This window comes from Psychrobacillus sp. OK028, assembly GCF_900103605.1.
Classification (GTDB): domain Bacteria; phylum Bacillota; class Bacilli; order Bacillales_A; family Planococcaceae; genus Psychrobacillus.
Genome location: NZ_FNHY01000003.1, coordinates 203917 through 222623, shown reverse-complemented (window position 1 = coordinate 222623; position 18707 = coordinate 203917). Strand labels below are relative to the sequence as shown.

Genomic DNA, 18707 nt, shown 5'->3' with positions numbered 1-18707 from the left:
TCTACTTAAAAGGCTTGAAATATATAAATTGAAAATTCCTACTTTTTCAGTTAAGTTATAGTAAAGCCAATAACTATACAGATTAGGAGACTTTGTAATGAATAAAAGAGCTCATATAAAAATGCATGGTGATGTGGACGGAGTAGGTTTTCGATTTTTAGTAAAACAAAAAGCACAATCACTTGGTTTAAAAGGCTACTGCAAAAAAAAGGAAAATAAACACATTGTCATTGATATAGAGGGTGCTCTGAATGATTTAGAGGAGCTAGTAGAATATATTCAAAAGGGGGTATCTCCTTTATCGGCAACAAATGCCTTTGAAATTGAATTTTTTGATGATTTAAAGGGCTATACGTCCATGCAATCAGATATCGTTTAATATTAAGTGTAAAATGAAACCTTATTCTAGTTGAATCGTATATAATAGTATCAAAAGGAGGTAACATCATGAGTGAAGTAGTTCAAACCTTTATACGTCATTGCTTAAATATACCGATCATGATTACTTCTTGGTTTGTTTTCTTTTTCTCCACACAAAGTGGATTTTTCTGGAGCTCCGCTTTAGCTATTGGAGTCTATATAGTTTCTAATTTTACGATAAAGAAAATACAACAAAAACGAATTATGAAAAAACACCAAATGACTCTATCCGAGTATTTCCATATACAGCAACAGTTAAAAGAAGCAAATAAAAAGATTAAAGCTTTAAATAGTCAATATTTGAAAGTGCGTTCTATCAGTTCATTTAAACAATTATTCGAGATGAATCGTTTAGCAAAACGCATTATTTCTATTGTTAAATCGAATCCCAAAAAATTCTATCAGGCGGAAAACTTCTTTTATGCACATTTAGATTCTGCCGTCGAACTAACTTCCAAATATACTTTATTAGTTTCACAGCCGGTGAAAAACAAGGATATGAAGCTTGCTCTTCAGGACACTCGAGATACACTTGAATCCATCAGTACTGTAATGGAAGAGGATTTACACAGTGTACTAGCCTCAGACGTGGAGCTTCTTAAAATGGAATTGGATTTTGCCAAACTATCTGTGAAACAATCAGAAAAACCTTTATATCTAAAAGGAGAATCAGAAGATGAGCGAAAAGTTATCGAATACAAATGATGATATATTAATGGACGAATTATTATCAAGCCCATTTACTTTGGATACAGCTAAACCGCAAGCCGTTTCAACTGATGCAGAAGCTGCCCCTACAAAATTATTGGATCGTTTATCAGAAGCAGAGCAGCAAAAAGCCCGGCAATTGGCAGAACAAATACCCGCTGGCAACTATGAAGCAATACTAACCTACGGAGCTAATGCCCAAGCAGAGCTTACCCGTTTTTCACACCAAATGCTAGATCATGTTCAAAAGAAGGATATCGGACCTGTGGGAGACATTTTAAGTGATTTGATGAACAAACTATCCGAGATTAACCCAGAGGAATTATCTACACAAAAAAAATCTGGTATTAAAAAGTTATTTAGTCGTGTAAATCGTTCTGTTCAGGAGCTTATGACGAAGTATCAAAAGCTAAGCACACAAATAGACCGTATTGGTATTCAGCTAGAGCATTCTAAACGCGGACTAGTAGAGGACGTTCAAATGCTCAACAAACTATACGACCAAAATAAAACCTATTTCCAAGCGCTAAACGTCTATATTGCTGCAGCAGAGTTAAAGCGAGACGAAATCGTAAATGTAACGATCCCAGAGTTAAGACGTAAAGCAGAATTATCAAATGACCAAATGGCATATCAAGAAGTGAATGATATGGCCCAATTTGTCGATCGTTTAGAAAAAAGAGTATATGATTTACAGTTATCGCGACAAATTACGATTCAAAGTGCACCACAAATTCGCATGATCCAGCAAACCAATCAAACACTTGCTGAAAAAATTCAGTCATCCATTATGACATCTATCCCACTTTGGAAGAATCAAATCGCCATTGCTTTAACATTAAATCGTCAACAAAAAGCGGTAGCTGCACAAAAACAAGTAACTCAAACAACCAATGACCTACTGTTAAAAAATTCAGAGATGCTTAAAGTTAACAGCATAGAAACCGCAAAAGAAAATGAACGTGGTATTGTAGAAATTGATACATTGAAGAAAACACAAGAAAACCTTCTACAAACAATTGAAGAAACGATGCGCATTCAAGCAGATGGTCGTGTGAAACGAAAAGCTGCAGAAATAGAAATTGGTCGCATGGAGGAAGAATTAAAGCAACGCCTGCTTCTCATTGCAGATCAATCTAAAAACCGATCTTCCTAATACACTAAATACAGAAAAGAAGCGCTCGAAGATATATTATATTCTTCGAGCGCTTTTTCTATAAACGTTATGTTTGTTTATGGGTCTTACTTTAGTTGAGCAACACTTCAAAATGATCTCAACATATTTTTCTTATTTTCATCATTAAACACCAATACTTCATGAGAAGAGTCATAAGAATCTCCATAAAAATGTTCATCTTTATACGTGTGTATATTTTCATATGTCCACTTCATAGCTTCATAAATTGCATATTCATCTTCCTCTGATGGAGACCAATATAAAATTTCCAAAATGGTATTTTCACCGGTTGCAAGCGATCGACGTGAATATCCAATACGAGTGGCATGTTTAAATTCTTCCCGAGCATAAAATTTAAGACGTTTTTCAGAATCAGTATCTTCATAATCAATAGGTTCGACTTCTAATAATATGACTTTATTCTTCTCTTTTAATCGACTCAATAATTTCCGACCAAGACCTTCTCCTCGAGCTTCCTTTGAAACAAATAAATAATCCACAAATATAAAGTTTTCAAATTCTACGTACATCAATACATGCTTTGGTCCTTCATCTTTGATATACACATTTTCTTTTTCCACCAAAAGTGTTTCCATGTGAACTTGTGATTTCATTTCATCGATTGGAAAGTATTGATTTAACTTTTCATACCAATTCATAAAAAAATTCTCCTTCCAAAATTGTAGTCTCGACAATTTTGTTTGAGAACATTTATAAGAGGAACAAAATTACGAAGAAAAATCCTCGCTTATATTTATTCCCTCGTTTGTACCTCTTAAACAAATTAGGTTAATAAAAAAGTACACTTCTCTTAAGAACTTTGCACAACAAGATGAAGCATTTTGCGTAATAATCGAAGTGTTTCTTCTGAAAATTTTTCTAATGAAGAAGCCGTAGCTGATTTTTTATCAAAGATTAAACGAAATAGATTCAACTGCTCCTCTGTAGCTTCCTGATCATTTAAAAACAGATGTAAAACAGTTATACCATGCTGCTCCTGTTCCAATACTGCCTCCGCTGTATCCATAACACCATTTTGGGCATATCCAAATGCAGACGGTTCTCCGTCCGAAAATACAAGGAGGAACTTGTGCGTCTCCTGTCGATTCGCTAACCGTTGCCCCATCCATCTAATCGCAAAGCCATCTCTGTTATCTTCATGAGCGGTCATCGAAAGAATATTTAAACCACTATCCTTTTGACCGTCTTCCAGCTTGTGGATCCATTCAAATGCATTCGGTTGGGAGGATTCCGTTGCTTCGTAAGCATCTTCATAGTGAAGGACAATTTCATGCGTGATTTTAAGTTGCGTTAATACATCGTGAAACAGTAGCACAGCTTTTTTCGTTTCCTCCATCTTGTCTTGCATGGAAGCTGAACCATCCACTAATAACCCAAAAACAGCATTTAACTGTATGCTTGGAGCATTCTTTTTATAAAAAGGTTTGGGTCTATCCTCAGTCCAAAGCGCTGTCAATTTGGGAGATAACCTACCTTTTGTTAAGTTTGTTCGTTTATCTAAACGTTTTTGTTCCAGTCGCTTCTTCATCTCTTGTATAAACGCCTTAAGATAAGGTGCATGCTCCTGTCGATACTTGTATAGTTGTTGCTTATTGTCAGATAGACTAGTAGTTACAATGCGCTGTTCCTTGTAAACGACGTTTGTATGTTCTTTACCAAAGGATTTGCCAGCTTTCTTTAAATCACTGGATTGCTCTTCATCCGTTTGATTAACTTGTCCTTCTCTAGTATTCCCACTTGACTGACCCTTTCCAGTCATCGTAATTTCATGACCCTCTTGCCCTTCTTCCGCATCGATAGCTTGCTCGGCTTTACCATCTCTTCCATGCTCCAATTCATATTGGAGGTGCACACCATTTTCCTGCTCATTTTCTCGATGCCAGGATCTAAATACTTCTTCAATTGTATCCTTCTTTTCTTCTTCACCAAATTCCGCATTTTTTACCCCTCTATGATAATGAAAATCCTTTTTAGGTAAACTGGAGTAAGAAATAATTGCGTAATATTGCAACAAACTATCTTCTTTCACATATTCATTGAGAAGAAAATAAAGCTGATAAACTATATCGATAGTATGCTGCGTGTTTGAAGATTCATAAACTTTTTGAATAATGCTATTAGCTAGCTTAAAGGAATCTGGTCCTTGTACGAACATCGTACCCTCATAAAGGGATATATATAAATAACTAATAAAGGCATCCGCTAAAAAACCTTTTTGTGTATTTACGCGAAGCTGTTGTTTATGAAAATCTAAATAGGTTTGGATACGTTTGTTAAATATTTTCTGCGTACCTACTCTTTTTTTCTGTATCATTTCAACCATTCGAAATTCTTCTATACAAAACAATAGCTGATCCTGAAATTTCCCTAGATTTATTGACCTCTCCTGCTGAAACTCCTGCCATTTTAGGACATCGAAAAACTTCCAAAATCCTTCCGACATAAGAAATATATCTGACATTCTACCAGCATGCATCACATTTTCCTCACGATGTCTCCAAAACACACTTAAGGAAATCGTCTGCTCCGCTGGTTGAAATTCCATTAGTTTACGCTCATTGATCGCTAATAATGTATTTTTAGTTAAAGCTTTGGCTACATTTTCATAATGCATTAATTGTCTTGCGTCTATCGTTTCATTATTGAACTGTATAAAACGGTCAACTGAACCCATTTATCTCCCTCACTTTATCCAAGAAGAGGCCAATGCTAAGACAAGCTGTTTTTCTTGGTCATCCTCTAGCTTTTCAGCAATCGCATACGTAATGGCTCTGATTGGCTCCATATATTGCGCCAATTCAGTAGCATAAAGCAAACTTCTAATGGATGCGGCTTCCTCTGATAGCAATCCTTGTTTCACTTGTTCCATTAAATCACCCGCTAGATTCAGCATAAGTGTATGTAGAGCCTTCGGTGCTTCAGGAAACATTTCTTCCCATAGTTTTTCAAGATGCTCACCAGATATATAGGGAATTGCAAACGAAACGAAACGATTTTTCAATGCTTCATTCATAGGAGTGGTCCCGATATAACCTTCATTGATCGCTGCAATAACAGAAAAATCGGCATGCGCTTTTATTACCTCTCCAGTAAAAGGGTTTGTTAGCATTCTTCTATAATCGAGAACACTATGCAAAATGGGAAGCGTCTCTGATTTCGCCATATTTATCTCATCGATATATAAAATATGACCTTTTTTCATTGCTTCCACTACCGGTCCATCTACAAAATCAATACTACTTACTCCATCATTTGTCACGATTGTTTTAAAACCTAGCAAAGCCTCTGCATCTAAGTCAACCGAGCAGTTTATACTTTGAACAGGCTGCGAAAAAAACGCAGAAACTGTTTCGGCAAGTTTTGTTTTCCCTGCGCCTGTTGGACCTTTCAACAATACCGGTTTTTTTAATGAAACAGCAATAAGAACATCCTCAAGTAAATGTTCTTCTGGTGAAAGATATCCACCTGCACCAATCAGTGCTTTGTCTTGTTCGATATGTACTCGTTTTAATCTGATTTGTTGTTCTTCCATTACGATGTCTTTCATATTATGCTCTTGTCTCCTTATGAAAAAAACCGATGAAATCATCATCGGTTTTTATTGAAAATATTCTTTGTAGTAGCCGCCCACTTTTCCTGTGTTGTCAATTACAAAAATGAATTCTTCTGTTTCATTTTTTACTTCATATGATTTTCCAACGGTAAGGACATTGCTCACAAGAAATTTTTTAGCATCTGTTTGTGTACAAGTCACTGTTTTTATAGTTGGCTTTGTAGCCCAATTCGTATGTATCATTTAACCACGTCCTTTATAACTAGTATACGATTCAAGCCAACTTTTTTCAATTAATCATTTTTTTATTAGTTCTTTCAATTGCTTTAATACAATCGCAAAATTCTCTTGTTCTAAATCTTCTCGAAAAGCTTGAAATGGATTCCCTTCGTTTTTAATTCGATCTAACACGTATGGAATCGAGAATATATCTGGCTTTATAGACGTTGTAACCTCCTCCCATTTAAGAGGAGTTGCGATCAGCCCCAACTTATTACCCCTTGGTGAAAATGGTGCAATTATTGTTTTACCTTCTTTATGTTGAACATAATCTAAATACAATTTATTCCCTCGATTCTTTTTCAACCTTTCCATAGTAAACCATTTTGGATCCTGCTCCACTAAAAACTCGCATACAAATTTAGTGAAAATACCCGTCTCTTCATATGAAAAGCTATTTTCCACTAGTGGTATATAAAGTTGAATGCCTTTTCCTCCTGAAGTTTTCAAAAAAGATTTCAGCTGAAACTGATCAAATATTACTTTCATTCGAAGAGCAGCTTCAACAGCGAGTGAAAATTCATCAACTGAAGGCGGATCCAAGTCGAATACAATTTCGGTTGGATGTTCCGTATTTACTGTTTGAAAAGGAATGTGAAATTCCAGTGCTAGCTGGTTTCCTAACCATAGCAAGGTTTTTAAATCATTACACATTATATAGCTAATATCGTCGATTTGCTTTGTCTTAACAAAATCAGGAATATAATCCGGACTGTTTTTCTGATAGAAACTTTCTCCTGTTACCCCATGTGGAAACCGAATAATTGTCAGAATCCTATCCTTTAGAAAAGGTAACATGTAAGGAGATATTCGTTGCAGATATAAAAGGTAATCATCTTTTTGTATCCCTAAATCAGGCCAAATAGGTTTGTCTGGATGAGTCACCTTTGTACTTGCTGGTAAAGGATACAACTGTTTATATAGTTGCCGCCAATTACAATCTTGTATTTCTTTATCCAAATTAAACGAATGAAACCTTGGTTCCCTTAATTTTTTGCCATCAAAATCAATACAAGCAATATCCACGCAAATAGAAGGTTCTATTTCCCAAATATTATTGGATAGTTTTGTCCCATTTTTTTGAAATATCGCTATTAATGTATTTTGCTCCATTTCGGTTAATCCGTTACGAAAAGTGACGACTTCTACTAAAAGATCATTCTTATAAACTGCGCCGTGAAAAAAACCATTACTTTTATCATATATCGTTAATATGACACTAATATATCTCCAATTTTTTATTTTTAACCACTTGGAAGTACGCTGGGCGCTGTTCCATGTACTATCCTTTTTTTTAGCGATTAACCCTTCCCCATTATTTGCGATTATTTTTTCCCATAATTCAGTATTATCTTCAAAAACATCAATAGCCTGCAATCTATCTGTATCCTGATAATTTATAGAAACGGGAAGCTGAAGTTTATTAAAAAGTCGCCCCATTTGCTGCTTTCGCTTAGTTAAAGAAAGGTTAGTTAAGTCCTTACCTTTATATTGCAACAAATCAAACACTATATAATGACAGGTAAATGTTTGCGCATTTTTACTAATGCTCTCTTTATTTCGCATACGACCTCTTACCTGCACTTTAGAAAAGTCACTTTGAAAGTTATTTATTAAATAGACTAACTCACCATCCATTGTAAGTGGCAAAAAGGATTTGATTTGGCTATAAATTTCATGACAGTAGCTAATAATCTCCGGAAATATATCATTTAGTAATTTACCGTTTCTACTTTTAAGTAACGGCTCATTGTCCCAATATAAAATGCATCGGAATCCATCATATTTTGTTTCATACAGCCACTCTTTTCCTACAGGGATTTCCGCTGAAGCAGTTAAAAGCATTGGCAACATTTTTCTCCCTACTTCCACTTTTATTCTTTAGTTTTCATATAAAATGTACGTTTGATACATAAAAAAAAGAAAAGACTGCATAGTAAGAAGAAAAAGAAAAAGTGGTGAGCTTATGCATACAGTTTGGAAAGGAAGTATTAGTTTTGGTCTAGTTAATATCCCCATAAAGCTTCATGCAGCAACAGAAAATAAGGATATTAAATTACGTCAGCTTCATAAAGACTGTCATACCCCGATAAGCTATGCGAAGGTTTGTGAGGGCTGCAAACAAGAGGTGAAAAATGAGGATATCGTCAAGGCTTATGAATACTCTAAAAACAAATTTGTTATTTTAGATGCAGAAGAATTGGAAAAACTGAAAAAAGAAAACGAGGATAAGGCTGTAGAAATAATAGATTTTGTAAAATTAGAAGAAATCGACCCGATTTACTTTGAGCGCAGTTACTTTATGGCCCCTGATAGTGGTGGTAGTAAAGCATACTCTCTTTTAAGAGAAGCATTACAGGAATCAGGTAAAATAGGCGTTGCGAAAATTATGATACGATCAAAGGAGCAATTAGCAATTGTACGCGTTTATAAGGAAACGTTAATCATGGAAACTATTCACTTCCCCGATGAAGTTCGTAGTACCGCAGATGTTCCGAATATTCCTACTGAACAAACGGTCGTAAAAAAAGAACTCGATACGGCACTTATGTTAGTTGACCAATTAACTACTGCGTTCGATCCAGAGAAATACACGGATGAATATCGAACTGCCTTAATGGAGCTTATTGAAGAGAAAAAGGCAGGAAATAATGTAGTAACGACAAGCGAAAAACAGACAGAATTACCATCAAATGTGACCGATCTTATGTCTGCACTTCAAGCTTCTCTTGATAAAACAAAACAGAAAAAACCAACTACAAGAAAAAGAGCACCGAAAGCAAAAACGTCTTAATGCTTCTAAGCATGTGTACATTAATGCAACTCCAATGTTACACAGGAAAAACGAAAGCGCCTATGCGTTCTTATCTCGGATAAACATAAGCTACCTATAGAAGCTTTATTGAAGGGTTGTGCCAAATCACAACCCTTTATTGTTTTCAGAAATCCTGTTGTAGTTTTTAAGTTACCATTATCCGAAAACTCAAAAATATTACGAGAGATAATTACCAAAATATGTTAGAGTTGTATTATAAAAATTAACAGGTTACTCCAGACCTGTTCGGAAGCTTACAACTATATAATTTGATAGATTAAAAGGGGAATAGTGCAATGAAAAAAATAGTATTAGTAATGTTAATAGTTTTTTTAATATCCGCCTGTAATAGCGTTTCTTTAAAAAACAATCACTATAACCAACCACTAGGCAAAGTAATTTTAGATCATCAAGAATATACAATGATAATAGGGGATTACGAATGGAAAGAACGTGACTTTGAAGCTAGAAAAATTAGTATTTCCGATAAATATGAATTAGCTGGAGAATTTTCTACATTAGATGTCAAAAAGGGTGAGAACTTAAAAATTGAGATTGAACAATATCCATATTCAATAATTATAAATCGATGGAATGAAGATGGGACAAGTGACAAAGTTGAACTTATAGATGATGAAGTAAGAATTCCATCGAAAGAAGGTTATTATGTTTACGAAATTATCGCAGAATGGAAACAAGGAAAATCAACTTATGTTTTTGATATGAATATAAATGGTCATTAAACTAGTAAATCAAACTTAAAGACTATTAATAGGGCAAGCATTATTATAACCCCTTCACTAATCGTTAGAATATATTGTTTGGTGTTCCTCGCAAATTTACGTTCAAAAAATGCCCTTACAACATAATCTATTCCAATGTAGCAAAAAGATGTTATTAGTAAAACGTTTATCGAATAACCTTCGATAAAGATCAAGTTCGTAGTAAATATAAATGCAATGAAAGAAGTAAATCTGATACCCCAATCGATTTTTCTATGCCACTCGTTAAAATGTTTGTTAGAAAAAAAAGACCCTTGTTCTTTCTCAATATTAAATGATTTTCTGAAAAGCAACTTAAAAAAAGTATTTAAAACAAGCACAACTAACACAATAAATGCAAAGTTTACCCAAATCAGATGACCCCCCCCCATATTAAACATTCTGCCTTAAGTAGAAAGAACAATTACATATAATGGTACGTTCTAAAATGAGTTAAGTTTCATTAATTTGCAATAAGGATTCTCTTTTCCTTTATTCGCCAGTCTGGATCTGCTCAACCTGGCTAGGATCTGGAGTCTGGAGGTTAAATCACTTGTAGAAAATTATCAACATATCCAATTGTTTCTAAAGCATAAAAAAACTCCCTTTGTGGGAGTCTTTTTTTGTTTAACTATTTAGTAATAAGTCTTCTGGGTTTTCCAGTAATTCTTTAACTGTTTTCAAGAAACCTACTGAATCTTTACCATCGATAACACGGTGGTCATAAGATAATGCAATATACATCATTGGACGGATTTCAACTTCATTTCCAACAGCGATTGGACGTTTTTGGATTGTGTGCATCCCCAAGATACCTACTTGTGTACCGTTTAAGATAGGAGTAGACATCAATGACCCAAATACCCCACCATTAGTAATAGTGAAAGAACCACCAGACATATCAGATAGTGCTAATTTGTTATCACGAGCTTTTTTAGCAAGTTCTCCAATATTAGCTTCGATTTCTGCGAAGTTTTTACGGTCTGCATCACGAACAATCGGAACTACTAGACCACCTTCTGTAGAAACTGCGATACCAATATCAAAGAAGTTATTTTTCACGATATCTGTTCCATCAATTTGAGAGTTTACATAAGGATATTTTTTAAGTGCAGCTACTACAGCTTTTGTGAAGAATGACATAAATCCAAGTCTTACATCATTTTCTTCAAAGAATTGATCTTTTTTACGTGAGCGTAGTGCCATCACATTCGTCATATCAATTTCATTGAAAGTTGTAAGCATTGCAGTATTTTGTCTTACTTCTAATAAACGAGAAGCGATTGTTTGACGACGACGAGACATTTTCTCACGAGTTGTGCGACCATCATCTTCTTTAGCTGCACTTGCCGCTGGAGCCGGTGCTGCTTTTGCTGGTGCTTTAGCAGAACCATGTGCCGAAACATCTTGAACACGTACGCGGCCCATTGGATCTACTGGTGAGATTTCGCTTAAGTTAATGCCTTTTTCACGAGCTAGTTTGCGCGCTGCAGGACTAGCGATTGTACGGTCTTGCTCAGTTGAAGTTTCTTCTGCAACTGGTGCTGCCTTAGACGCCTCAGGAGCTTTAACCTCTTCTTTTGCTTCCGATTGTGCCGCTGGAGCTGATGAAGATGCACCTGAACCCGCGCCAACTACCGCGATTACTTGACCTACTTGAACTGTATCTCCTTCTGCAGCTAGAAGTTCACTTACTACCCCAGCTTCTTCCGAAATTACTTCCACATTTACTTTATCAGTTTCAAGTTCTACGATGAACTCACCTTTTTCAACTGTATCGCCTGGTTGTTTTAACCATTGCGCAATGGTACCTTCTGTAATCGATTCTGCTAATTCTGGAACTATAATGTCTGCCACTTGAATTTCCTCCTCTATGTCTAATCCTACCTTATAAGTCTTTTAGAGCTTCTTCAATAATACGTGCTTGTTCTACTTTATACGTATCTCCATCACCTTCTGCAGGACTTGCTCTATGCACACGACCTACATAAGTAATTTCTTGATCTTTTGCTACTTCCAATAGATATGGTAAAGCAAAGTTCCACGAACCCATATTTTGTGGTTCTTCTTGAGCCCAAACTAATTGCTTCGCATTTGGGAAACGTGCCACAATTTCTTGAATCTTTTCTTGTGGGAATGGATACAGCTGTTCAATACGGACAATGTGAAGATGATCGAAACCTTCTCCATCTTTTACTTTATCTGCTAAGTCTATAGCAAGTTTACCACTAACAAAGATAATTTTCTCTACTTTGTCTGCTTGTTGTCCTAAACCTGGTTGTTCAACTACTGTTTCAAATTGACCAGAAGTCAAATCTGCTACGTCAGCTCCAACTAGTGGATGACGTAATAGTGATTTAGGTGAAACAATGATTAATGGACGAATTGCATCTTCCTTTAACATTTTTGCTTGTCTGCGCAAGATATGGAAATAGTTAGCTGCACTTGACAGATTGGCAACAGTCCAGTTATTTTCAGCTGCCAATTGTAAGTAGCGCTCTAAACGTGCACTTGAATGCTCGGAACCTTGACCTTCAGCAGCATGTGGCAATAGCATAACTAAGCCAGATTTAAGACCCCATTTAGCTCTCGCAGAACTGATAAAGTTATCAAACATAACCTGCGCCATATTAGCGAAGTCACCATATTGAGCTTCCCAAATAGTTAGTGAGTTATTGTCTTCCAAGTTATAGCCGAATTCATACCCCAAAATAGCAGCTTCAGTAAGTGGGCTGTTATGCACGACAAAAGATGCTTTTCCTCCACTAATAGCGTGAATCGGTGTTAATTCTGCTCCAGTTTTCTCATCATGAAGAACTAGATGTCTATGTGAGAATGTCCCACGTTGTGCATCCTGACCAGTCAAACGAATAGAATTACCTTCTTGTAAAATTGTTGCAAATGCTAGAGTTTCTGCATGACCCCAATCTACTTTGCCTTTACCTTTGAATGGCTCTTCCCGACGTTTTAATATTTTTTCAAGCTTTTTAAATGCACTAAATTCAGGTGGCCAAGTAAGTAGCTCTTCATTGATTTTAGCAAGTTTGCCCTCTTCTACACCAGTTTGAATTTCTGGCATACCATCTAAAACTACTTGTGGTATAACGATATCATGCACAGTGGATGGCGGAAGCTCTTTCACACGGTCATAAGCTTGTTGCATTTCAGCGAAAATAGATTCGTCTAATGTTTTTACTTCTGAAGATTCAATTAAGCTCTCTTCCACTAATTGCTGACCGTATATTTCACGAACAGTTGGATGCTTATGAATCGCATGATACATAGTTGGATTTGTAACTAATGGTTCATCCATTTCGTTATGACCATAGCGTCGATAACCTAACAAGTCGATAACAATATCTTTTCCAAACTTTTGGCGGTATTCATGTGCAAATTTCGCAACACCAATTACTGCTTCTGGATCATCTGCATTCACATGAATAACAGGTACTTCATAACCTTTTGCAGGATCAGAAGAATAGTTAGTTGAACGAGAATCATAATGCTCTGTAGTGAAACCAATCATATTATTCGCAATAATATGGATTGATCCCCCTGTTTGGAATCCACGAACTCTACTATAGTTCAATACTTCGGTTACTACTCCTTGTCCAGGGAAAGCAGCATCGCCATGTACAAGAATAGCAAAAGCAGCGTTTTTGTCCTGAACAGGATGTCCAGGTGCGTCAGTTGTTTCTTGTGCAGCACGGGTTTGACCCGTTACAATTGGACTTACAACTTCTAAATGCGAAGGATTATACGCAAGTTTCACTTTTAAACCTGATTGTGAAAGATAACTTGCTCCTTTATGATATTTTACATCTCCAAACCAACCCTCAGAAAGCTTCAGCGAGCCATCCTTTGGCAAAAAAGATTCAGTAGGAACATGTGCAAATTCTGCAAACATCATTTCGTATGGCTTGTTTAGAACATGAGTTAATACATTTAAACGACCACGGTGAGCCATCCCAATATTAACTTGTTTAGTTTTTGTTTTATCTGATTGGCGGACTAACTCATCCATTAATACAACTAAAGAATCTAAACCTTCAATTGAGAAGCGTTTTGCTCCTACAAATGTACGATGAATAAATTTCTCAAACCCTTCAACCTGTGTTAAGCGTTTAAGTAATTGTTTTTTTTCTTCTGTTGAAAGTTTTTCTTTAACAGCACCTTTTTCAATCTTTTCTTGTAACCAAGCACGTTCATCAGAATTGACAATATGCGCAATTTCAAATGCAATTTTATCCGTATACATAGAACGCAAATATTCAATTGCTTGGAAACCATTTGTAATATTTGCTGGTGCATTATTTATTAAGAAAGAAACGGGTACTTCTCGTAAATCTTGTTCCGATAAACCATAAGTACTTAGATTGATTTTCGAATCTTCTTTTGGTCCATCATTTAATGGATAGATATTAGCCGTTAAGTGACCATGTGTGCGTATTGCATCTGCAAGCTGAATTGCCTTAATCACTTTTTCTATATTATTCGGCTCTACTTCTTGTGTCCCAGAGCTGCTAACTGATATTGAAGTCGGAATCTTTGGTGCACCATACTGCTGAAATAACTCTACTAATTCAGGATCCACATCGTCCGGAGACTGTAAAAACAAATCATACTGCTCCATCACATAACCAAGGTTCGGACCAGAAAAAGCTGACCAAGGTGTTTGATTGTTCGACATTTAGAAAAACCTCCAACATTTTGTGCCTTCTAGGCATTTATCATAAATACATATAAGTGGATAAAAAGTTCTAGGGTACATACATGAACAAAATACATATAAATACCTCTATATAGTTTACCACTCTTTTATATAGTCTCAAACTATCCTTATATAAGAACAATTTTTCCATCTCAATCTTACTACTATCGGGAAAAAATACAATGGTTTTTTTAAAAAAAATTCATAAATTCGTCTCATTATTTATACTTTTTCACTGAATGATTATTCACTTGTAAATTTAGGGAATAAAATGTAAAATTTTGTCCCTTTTCCCTCCTCGCTAGCAACAGAAATAGTACCAGCGTATTCAATTACCAAGCTTTTAACTATGCTTAAACCTAATCCAGAGCCTCCATTATTTTTAGTCCTTGCTTCCTCAACCGTGTAAAAGCGTTCGAAAATTTTAGACAATGCATCTTCTGGGATACCAACACCATTATCTTCCACCGTTATTTGCACCTGGTCTCTGATATTTTGGACGGCCGCTTTTATATAAGGCCGATTATCGTTATATTTTAGCGCATTTTCAATTAAATTTCGCAATATTTGCTCTAGTGCGGTTGCAGGAACCATTACTTTTACTTGTTCCTGTCCTTTAATATCGATTATTGCCTCTGGTGACAATGGCAAATAATATTGTTGAAGCTGTTGCAGTACAGAAACGACAGAAGTAGTTTCCTTCTTATTACTAAACTCATTTTTCGCTAACTTTAACATTTCTTCGATTAAAAGCTTCATTTTTTGTATTTCGTTCAAAGAGATTTCTAGAGACTCATCTAAGATAGATCGATCCTCTTTTCCCCAGCGATTTAATAATGATAAATGTCCCTCCACCACTTGTACCGGGGTACGCAATTCATGCGAGACATTGTGAATAAACTCATCCTGCCTCGTAATCGTTTTGGATACTTCATCCATCAATTCCTTGTAAATTTTAAGCAGCTCTCCAATTTCATCTTCTTTTTCATATTGAAAGCTAACTATTTTTGAAAACTTCGTTTGTTTTGCCAGTTGCATTTCATCCCGAAGTTCCTTCATAGGTTTTAACAAAACGGAGGATAACATATAACCGATTAGTGCAGATAATACGAGTGTAATCAATGCGAATATCCCCATCGCAATTAGTATATAATTCATCAGTTGAGAGAAGCTTTCTAAACTATGAGAGATTTGTACGTATCCTTTAAACAAACCGAAGTCTATTTCAGATACTTTATGAAAAACTTCATTACCATTGATTTCTTCTCTTACAAATTCCTCGGATTGGAGTGAAGTAGATTTCGGAAAATCGCTAGCATCATTAATACGTAGAATTTCGATACCATCTTCATTCAATACACGAATCGATTGCTTCTGATTGACCAATTGATTGAGTAATGTTCTGTTTTTTTGAATATCCTGAATGGAGATAATGGGACCAATCGCTTTAAAAAAGTGCGTAACTTCATCCAATGTGTTTTGGGCAATTTTTTCCTCCGAAATTTGCAGCCAATTAAAGAGAGAAAAATATAGTATAATACACATCATCAGGAAACTTAAAAAGATGGAAATCGCTGATGCATATGTCCATTTCCGTTGTAATGTCCATGGTTTTTTCATCTCATAACATACCCTACGCCTCTTACTGTCTCAATAGTGGCTGCAATTTCAGGTGGAAGTTTTTTTCGCAAATGCCTTATGTATACATCTACAACATTTGTTTCTACCTCTACATCATATCCCCATACTTTTTCCAAAATGGCGTCTCTAGACAACACCATATTAAAATTCTCCATTAAATATACGAGCATATCGTATTCTGTTTTAGTTAGTTCAACTTCCTTACCTTTATAGAAAACCTGATGTGCTTTTTGTTCCACTACTAATCCTTTGACAGTCAAGTCACTTTTTTTGCTTTCTAAAGTAGGCTCAACTCTTCTAAAAACTGCACGAATTCTAGCTAATAGCTCCTCAATAGCAAATGGTTTCACTACATAATCGTCAGCCCCTGCCTCTAAACCTGATACGCGATCGATAATAGCATCTCTTGCAGTGATTAAAATAATAGGTGTATTTTTCTTTTTGCGTACCCTTCTACAAATCTCCAACCCATTGAGATTTGGCAGCATGACATCAATTAACATAAGGTCAAAGTCTTGATTTAAAGCTAAATCTGCGCCTTCCCGACCATCATGTGAAACAGTGACTTGAAAATTTTCATGCTGTAATTCTAGCTCCACAAACTTCGCAATATTTACTTCATCTTCTATTAAAAGAATATGTTGAGTCATTATTTCACCCTCCTCATTATTGTATTACTTTACATGAAGAAAAAGCCGTTCCATTAGCTATGAACGGCATTGGTGTAAATATAATTGTTCTTCCCGTTTTTCTTCGCAGTATATAGTGCTTGGTCAGCATTATCTAATAGTTCGTCGGTAGAAGATCCATCATTTGGGAAAATAGCGATACCGATTGAAGACGTTGGCGAAAAATTAATGTCCTCTATTATCCAGCCTCTGCGTAAGTTTTGCTGAATTACCTGAACAATTTCATCGACAGTCTGACTCCTACCATTCACATAATCTGCAATTCGATCAATAATGACAACAAACTCATCGCCACCAATGCGATAGACATTGTATTTATTGTTTAAACTAATCTGTAGATTTTCCGCAAAATGTGTTAAAAACTGATCGCCCACATCATGTCCATACATATCATTAATGCCTTTAAAATTATCTCCATCTATATAGAGTAATGCAACATTTGGAAATTCAACACTTGCAGACGAAATCGAAACTGGAAAATCCTCATAAAAAGAACGTCGATTAGGCAGGCTAGTTAAACTATCATGAAATGCCATAAACATCAGTTGATCTTCCAAAGCTCGTTTCTCTGTAATTTCACGTGATACAATAACGAACCATTTTTCCTCCTCATCATCAACTGTACTTTCTACTGTCGTAATAGATGTATCCGTCCAAATAGAATTTCCATCCTTCGTTTGTAGAAGTAGCTCTACTCGGTACTTTTCTACCAGTTCTAACTTGGAGTAATTTATTAATTCGGATTGATCTGTAATCAGATTAAAATAATAACTACCTAGTAATTCTTCTTTATCATATTTCAAGATTGTTTCATGACTTGGGGAGGAGTAAAGTAAATAACCTTCTGCATCCGTTATAGCTATTAAATCATTGGAATGCTCGGTTATCAATTTGAAGGAGCGCTCAATATTTCGTAGTTCGCTCATCATACGTTTCTTTTCTGTGTTATCAAATTGGATGGTCAAAAATTTCTCAATTTGCCCTAAATCATTTTTTATTGGTACGACGATAGCATTCACCCAATAAAATGATCCAAACTTTGTACGGTTTCTTATTTGACCGTGCCAAATATCTCCATTCTTCACAACTTTCCACATATTGTCGAAGAAGGATTCGTCATGATAGTTAGAATTTATCATATGAAAAGTATTTCCAACTAACTCTTCCTTGCTAAACTTCGATGTTGTTTCGAATAATTCATTGACTACTTCTATTACTCCATCTTCATTGGTCATGGCAACTAGTGCTACCTCATTAATAGCTTTACGGAAAGTTTCTAAAACATACGTAGATTCTTGTAGATGAGCAGTACGTGAAACTTCTTTAGTAGTAGCTAAAATATAAGTAAAACCATTTTCAAAAATTGGAACCGCTGTCGTTTCATTAATATAAGATTCAGTTGTTACGCAATAATGATCCTGGTAGCAAACTGATTTTTTTTGCATCCATGCACGATCATAATGCTGCACAATAGTTTTGTTGTGAAATTCATCAAAACATTCATCTAGTGACTTTCCTATAGGACTTTCTGAGAATAATTCCTCGGCCTTTTTGTTGATAAACTCATAAACATAAGTAGAATCTACTTTACGCATAAAAAACACATAATCATCAGCTAAATCATATAATAAGTGGAATTGAGAATGGTTTAAGAAGGACTGTGACATCTATTTAATAACTCCTATCAAGTTCTATACTAAGTTAGTTTAATCATATGTATTTAAGGTGAAAGTTACAAGTGAATTAGATTTATTTATTGAAATATTTTTTACAAAAATTAAATTATTTTTAAAACACTTTCTACTATGCAAAAACGAAAAAACAAAGTATATTATTAATGCAAATAATTTTATAAGGCAAAGTTCACTTTGCCGAGGGAAGGCAAATGGTGCGCCACCGGTATTGAGCTGGTCCTAGTAGGTTCGATTCCTA

Annotated in this window: 16 protein-coding genes; 5 read left to right on the top strand and 11 right to left on the bottom strand. The window is 35.4% G+C overall.

Going from position 1 to position 18707, the window contains the following annotated elements; translation table 11 throughout:
- Window positions 1-97 precede the first annotated feature (97 nt).
- From BLR36_RS06980 to BLR36_RS06970, 3 genes are all read left to right on the top strand, one after another.
- On the top strand, window positions 98-379 hold the full coding sequence (locus BLR36_RS06980) for an acylphosphatase (RefSeq protein WP_093061014.1): 282 nt from the start codon (window positions 98-100) through the stop codon (window positions 377-379).
- A 68-nt stretch (window positions 380-447) separates the two neighbouring features.
- Complete coding sequence (locus BLR36_RS06975; protein WP_093061013.1) at window positions 448-1125, top strand: 5-bromo-4-chloroindolyl phosphate hydrolysis family protein; 678 nt, start codon at window positions 448-450, stop codon at window positions 1123-1125.
- Entirely contained in the window at window positions 1097-2284 is a 1188-nt protein-coding gene (locus tag BLR36_RS06970; RefSeq protein WP_093061012.1) for a toxic anion resistance protein, read from the top strand. The genes BLR36_RS06975 and BLR36_RS06970 overlap by 29 nt, the downstream gene beginning before the upstream one ends.
- Before the next feature lie 107 nt (window positions 2285-2391).
- Here the strand turns inward: BLR36_RS06970 and BLR36_RS06965 are convergent, their stop codons facing one another.
- The 5 genes from BLR36_RS06965 to BLR36_RS06945 form a co-directional block, all read right to left on the bottom strand.
- Entirely contained in the window at window positions 2392-2964 is a 573-nt protein-coding gene (locus tag BLR36_RS06965; protein WP_093061011.1) for a GNAT family N-acetyltransferase, read from the bottom strand.
- Window positions 2965-3116: 152 nt separating this feature from the next.
- Window positions 3117-5000 carry a vWA domain-containing protein gene (locus tag BLR36_RS06960; RefSeq protein WP_093061010.1) on the bottom strand — a complete coding sequence of 628 codons (1884 nt, stop codon included), beginning with the start codon at window positions 4998-5000 and terminating at the stop codon, window positions 3117-3119.
- Between the two features lie 9 nt (window positions 5001-5009).
- Window positions 5010-5873, bottom strand: coding sequence for an AAA family ATPase (locus tag BLR36_RS06955; protein ID WP_093061009.1), 864 nt, complete (start codon window positions 5871-5873; stop codon window positions 5010-5012).
- A gap of 51 nt (window positions 5874-5924) precedes the next feature.
- Window positions 5925-6122, bottom strand: a complete 198-nt coding sequence (locus tag BLR36_RS06950; protein ID WP_093061008.1) for a DUF6501 family protein — start codon at window positions 6120-6122, stop codon at window positions 5925-5927.
- A 54-nt stretch (window positions 6123-6176) separates the two neighbouring features.
- A complete protein-coding gene (locus BLR36_RS06945) occupies window positions 6177-8012 on the bottom strand; it encodes a DNA ligase D (RefSeq protein WP_093061007.1) in 1836 nt (611 codons plus the stop codon).
- A gap of 112 nt (window positions 8013-8124) precedes the next feature.
- Here BLR36_RS06945 and BLR36_RS06940 point away from each other — a divergent pair, with 112 nt between their 5' ends.
- Window positions 8125-8952: a non-homologous end joining protein Ku gene (locus BLR36_RS06940; protein WP_093061006.1), complete on the top strand. Its 828-nt coding sequence runs from the start codon at window positions 8125-8127 to the stop codon at window positions 8950-8952.
- Between the two features lie 317 nt (window positions 8953-9269).
- Complete coding sequence (locus BLR36_RS06935) at window positions 9270-9716, top strand: hypothetical protein (RefSeq protein WP_093061005.1); 447 nt, start codon at window positions 9270-9272, stop codon at window positions 9714-9716.
- Here the strand turns inward: BLR36_RS06935 and BLR36_RS06930 are convergent.
- The 6 genes from BLR36_RS06930 to BLR36_RS06905 form a co-directional block, all read right to left on the bottom strand.
- Window positions 9713-10126 (bottom strand): DUF4181 domain-containing protein, encoded by a 414-nt coding sequence (locus tag BLR36_RS06930; RefSeq protein ID WP_093061004.1) that lies wholly within the window; start codon window positions 10124-10126, stop codon window positions 9713-9715. The two genes, BLR36_RS06935 and BLR36_RS06930, sit on opposite strands and share 4 nt — an antisense overlap.
- A gap of 235 nt (window positions 10127-10361) precedes the next feature.
- Complete coding sequence (gene odhB, locus BLR36_RS06925) at window positions 10362-11591, bottom strand: 2-oxoglutarate dehydrogenase complex dihydrolipoyllysine-residue succinyltransferase (RefSeq protein WP_093061003.1); 1230 nt, start codon at window positions 11589-11591, stop codon at window positions 10362-10364.
- 31 nt (window positions 11592-11622) lie between these two features.
- On the bottom strand, window positions 11623-14424 hold the full coding sequence (locus BLR36_RS06920) for a 2-oxoglutarate dehydrogenase E1 component (protein WP_093061002.1): 2802 nt from the start codon (window positions 14422-14424) through the stop codon (window positions 11623-11625).
- Window positions 14425-14688: 264 nt separating this feature from the next.
- On the bottom strand, window positions 14689-16065 hold the full coding sequence (locus tag BLR36_RS06915) for a HAMP domain-containing sensor histidine kinase (protein WP_093061001.1): 1377 nt from the start codon (window positions 16063-16065) through the stop codon (window positions 14689-14691).
- Complete coding sequence (locus BLR36_RS06910; RefSeq protein WP_093061000.1) at window positions 16062-16736, bottom strand: response regulator transcription factor; 675 nt, start codon at window positions 16734-16736, stop codon at window positions 16062-16064. The genes BLR36_RS06915 and BLR36_RS06910 overlap by 4 nt, the downstream gene beginning before the upstream one ends.
- A 53-nt stretch (window positions 16737-16789) precedes the next feature.
- The gene (locus BLR36_RS06905) at window positions 16790-18442 is read right to left on the bottom strand and encodes a sensor domain-containing protein (protein ID WP_093060999.1); all 1653 of its coding nucleotides are present in this window, start codon (window positions 18440-18442) and stop codon (window positions 16790-16792) included.
- Between the last annotated feature and the right edge of the window lie 265 nt (window positions 18443-18707).

Excerpts from the sequence above, each read along its gene's own strand:
- BLR36_RS06945 (WP_093061007.1), bottom strand. The coding sequence starts at position 8,012 with ATGTTGCCAATGCTTTTAACTGCTTCAGCGGAAATCCCTGTAGGAAAA.
- BLR36_RS06935 (WP_093061005.1), top strand. The coding sequence starts at position 9,270 with ATGAAAAAAATAGTATTAGTAATGTTAATAGTTTTTTTAATATCCGCC.
- BLR36_RS06930 (WP_093061004.1), bottom strand. The coding sequence starts at position 10,126 with ATGGGGGGGGGTCATCTGATTTGGGTAAACTTTGCATTTATTGTGTTA.
- BLR36_RS06975 (WP_093061013.1), top strand. The coding sequence starts at position 448 with ATGAGTGAAGTAGTTCAAACCTTTATACGTCATTGCTTAAATATACCG.
- BLR36_RS06915 (WP_093061001.1), bottom strand. The coding sequence starts at position 16,065 with ATGAAAAAACCATGGACATTACAACGGAAATGGACATATGCATCAGCG.
- BLR36_RS06940 (WP_093061006.1), top strand. The coding sequence starts at position 8,125 with ATGCATACAGTTTGGAAAGGAAGTATTAGTTTTGGTCTAGTTAATATC.
- BLR36_RS06960 (WP_093061010.1), bottom strand. The coding sequence starts at position 5,000 with ATGGGTTCAGTTGACCGTTTTATACAGTTCAATAATGAAACGATAGAC.
- BLR36_RS06970 (WP_093061012.1), top strand. The coding sequence starts at position 1,097 with ATGAGCGAAAAGTTATCGAATACAAATGATGATATATTAATGGACGAA.
- BLR36_RS06920 (WP_093061002.1), bottom strand. The coding sequence starts at position 14,424 with ATGTCGAACAATCAAACACCTTGGTCAGCTTTTTCTGGTCCGAACCTT.
- BLR36_RS06955 (WP_093061009.1), bottom strand. The coding sequence starts at position 5,873 with ATGAAAGACATCGTAATGGAAGAACAACAAATCAGATTAAAACGAGTA.
- BLR36_RS06910 (WP_093061000.1), bottom strand. The coding sequence starts at position 16,736 with ATGACTCAACATATTCTTTTAATAGAAGATGAAGTAAATATTGCGAAG.
- BLR36_RS06980 (WP_093061014.1), top strand. The coding sequence starts at position 98 with ATGAATAAAAGAGCTCATATAAAAATGCATGGTGATGTGGACGGAGTA.
- BLR36_RS06950 (WP_093061008.1), bottom strand. The coding sequence starts at position 6,122 with ATGATACATACGAATTGGGCTACAAAGCCAACTATAAAAACAGTGACT.
- BLR36_RS06965 (WP_093061011.1), bottom strand. The coding sequence starts at position 2,964 with ATGAATTGGTATGAAAAGTTAAATCAATACTTTCCAATCGATGAAATG.
- BLR36_RS06905 (WP_093060999.1), bottom strand. The coding sequence starts at position 18,442 with ATGTCACAGTCCTTCTTAAACCATTCTCAATTCCACTTATTATATGAT.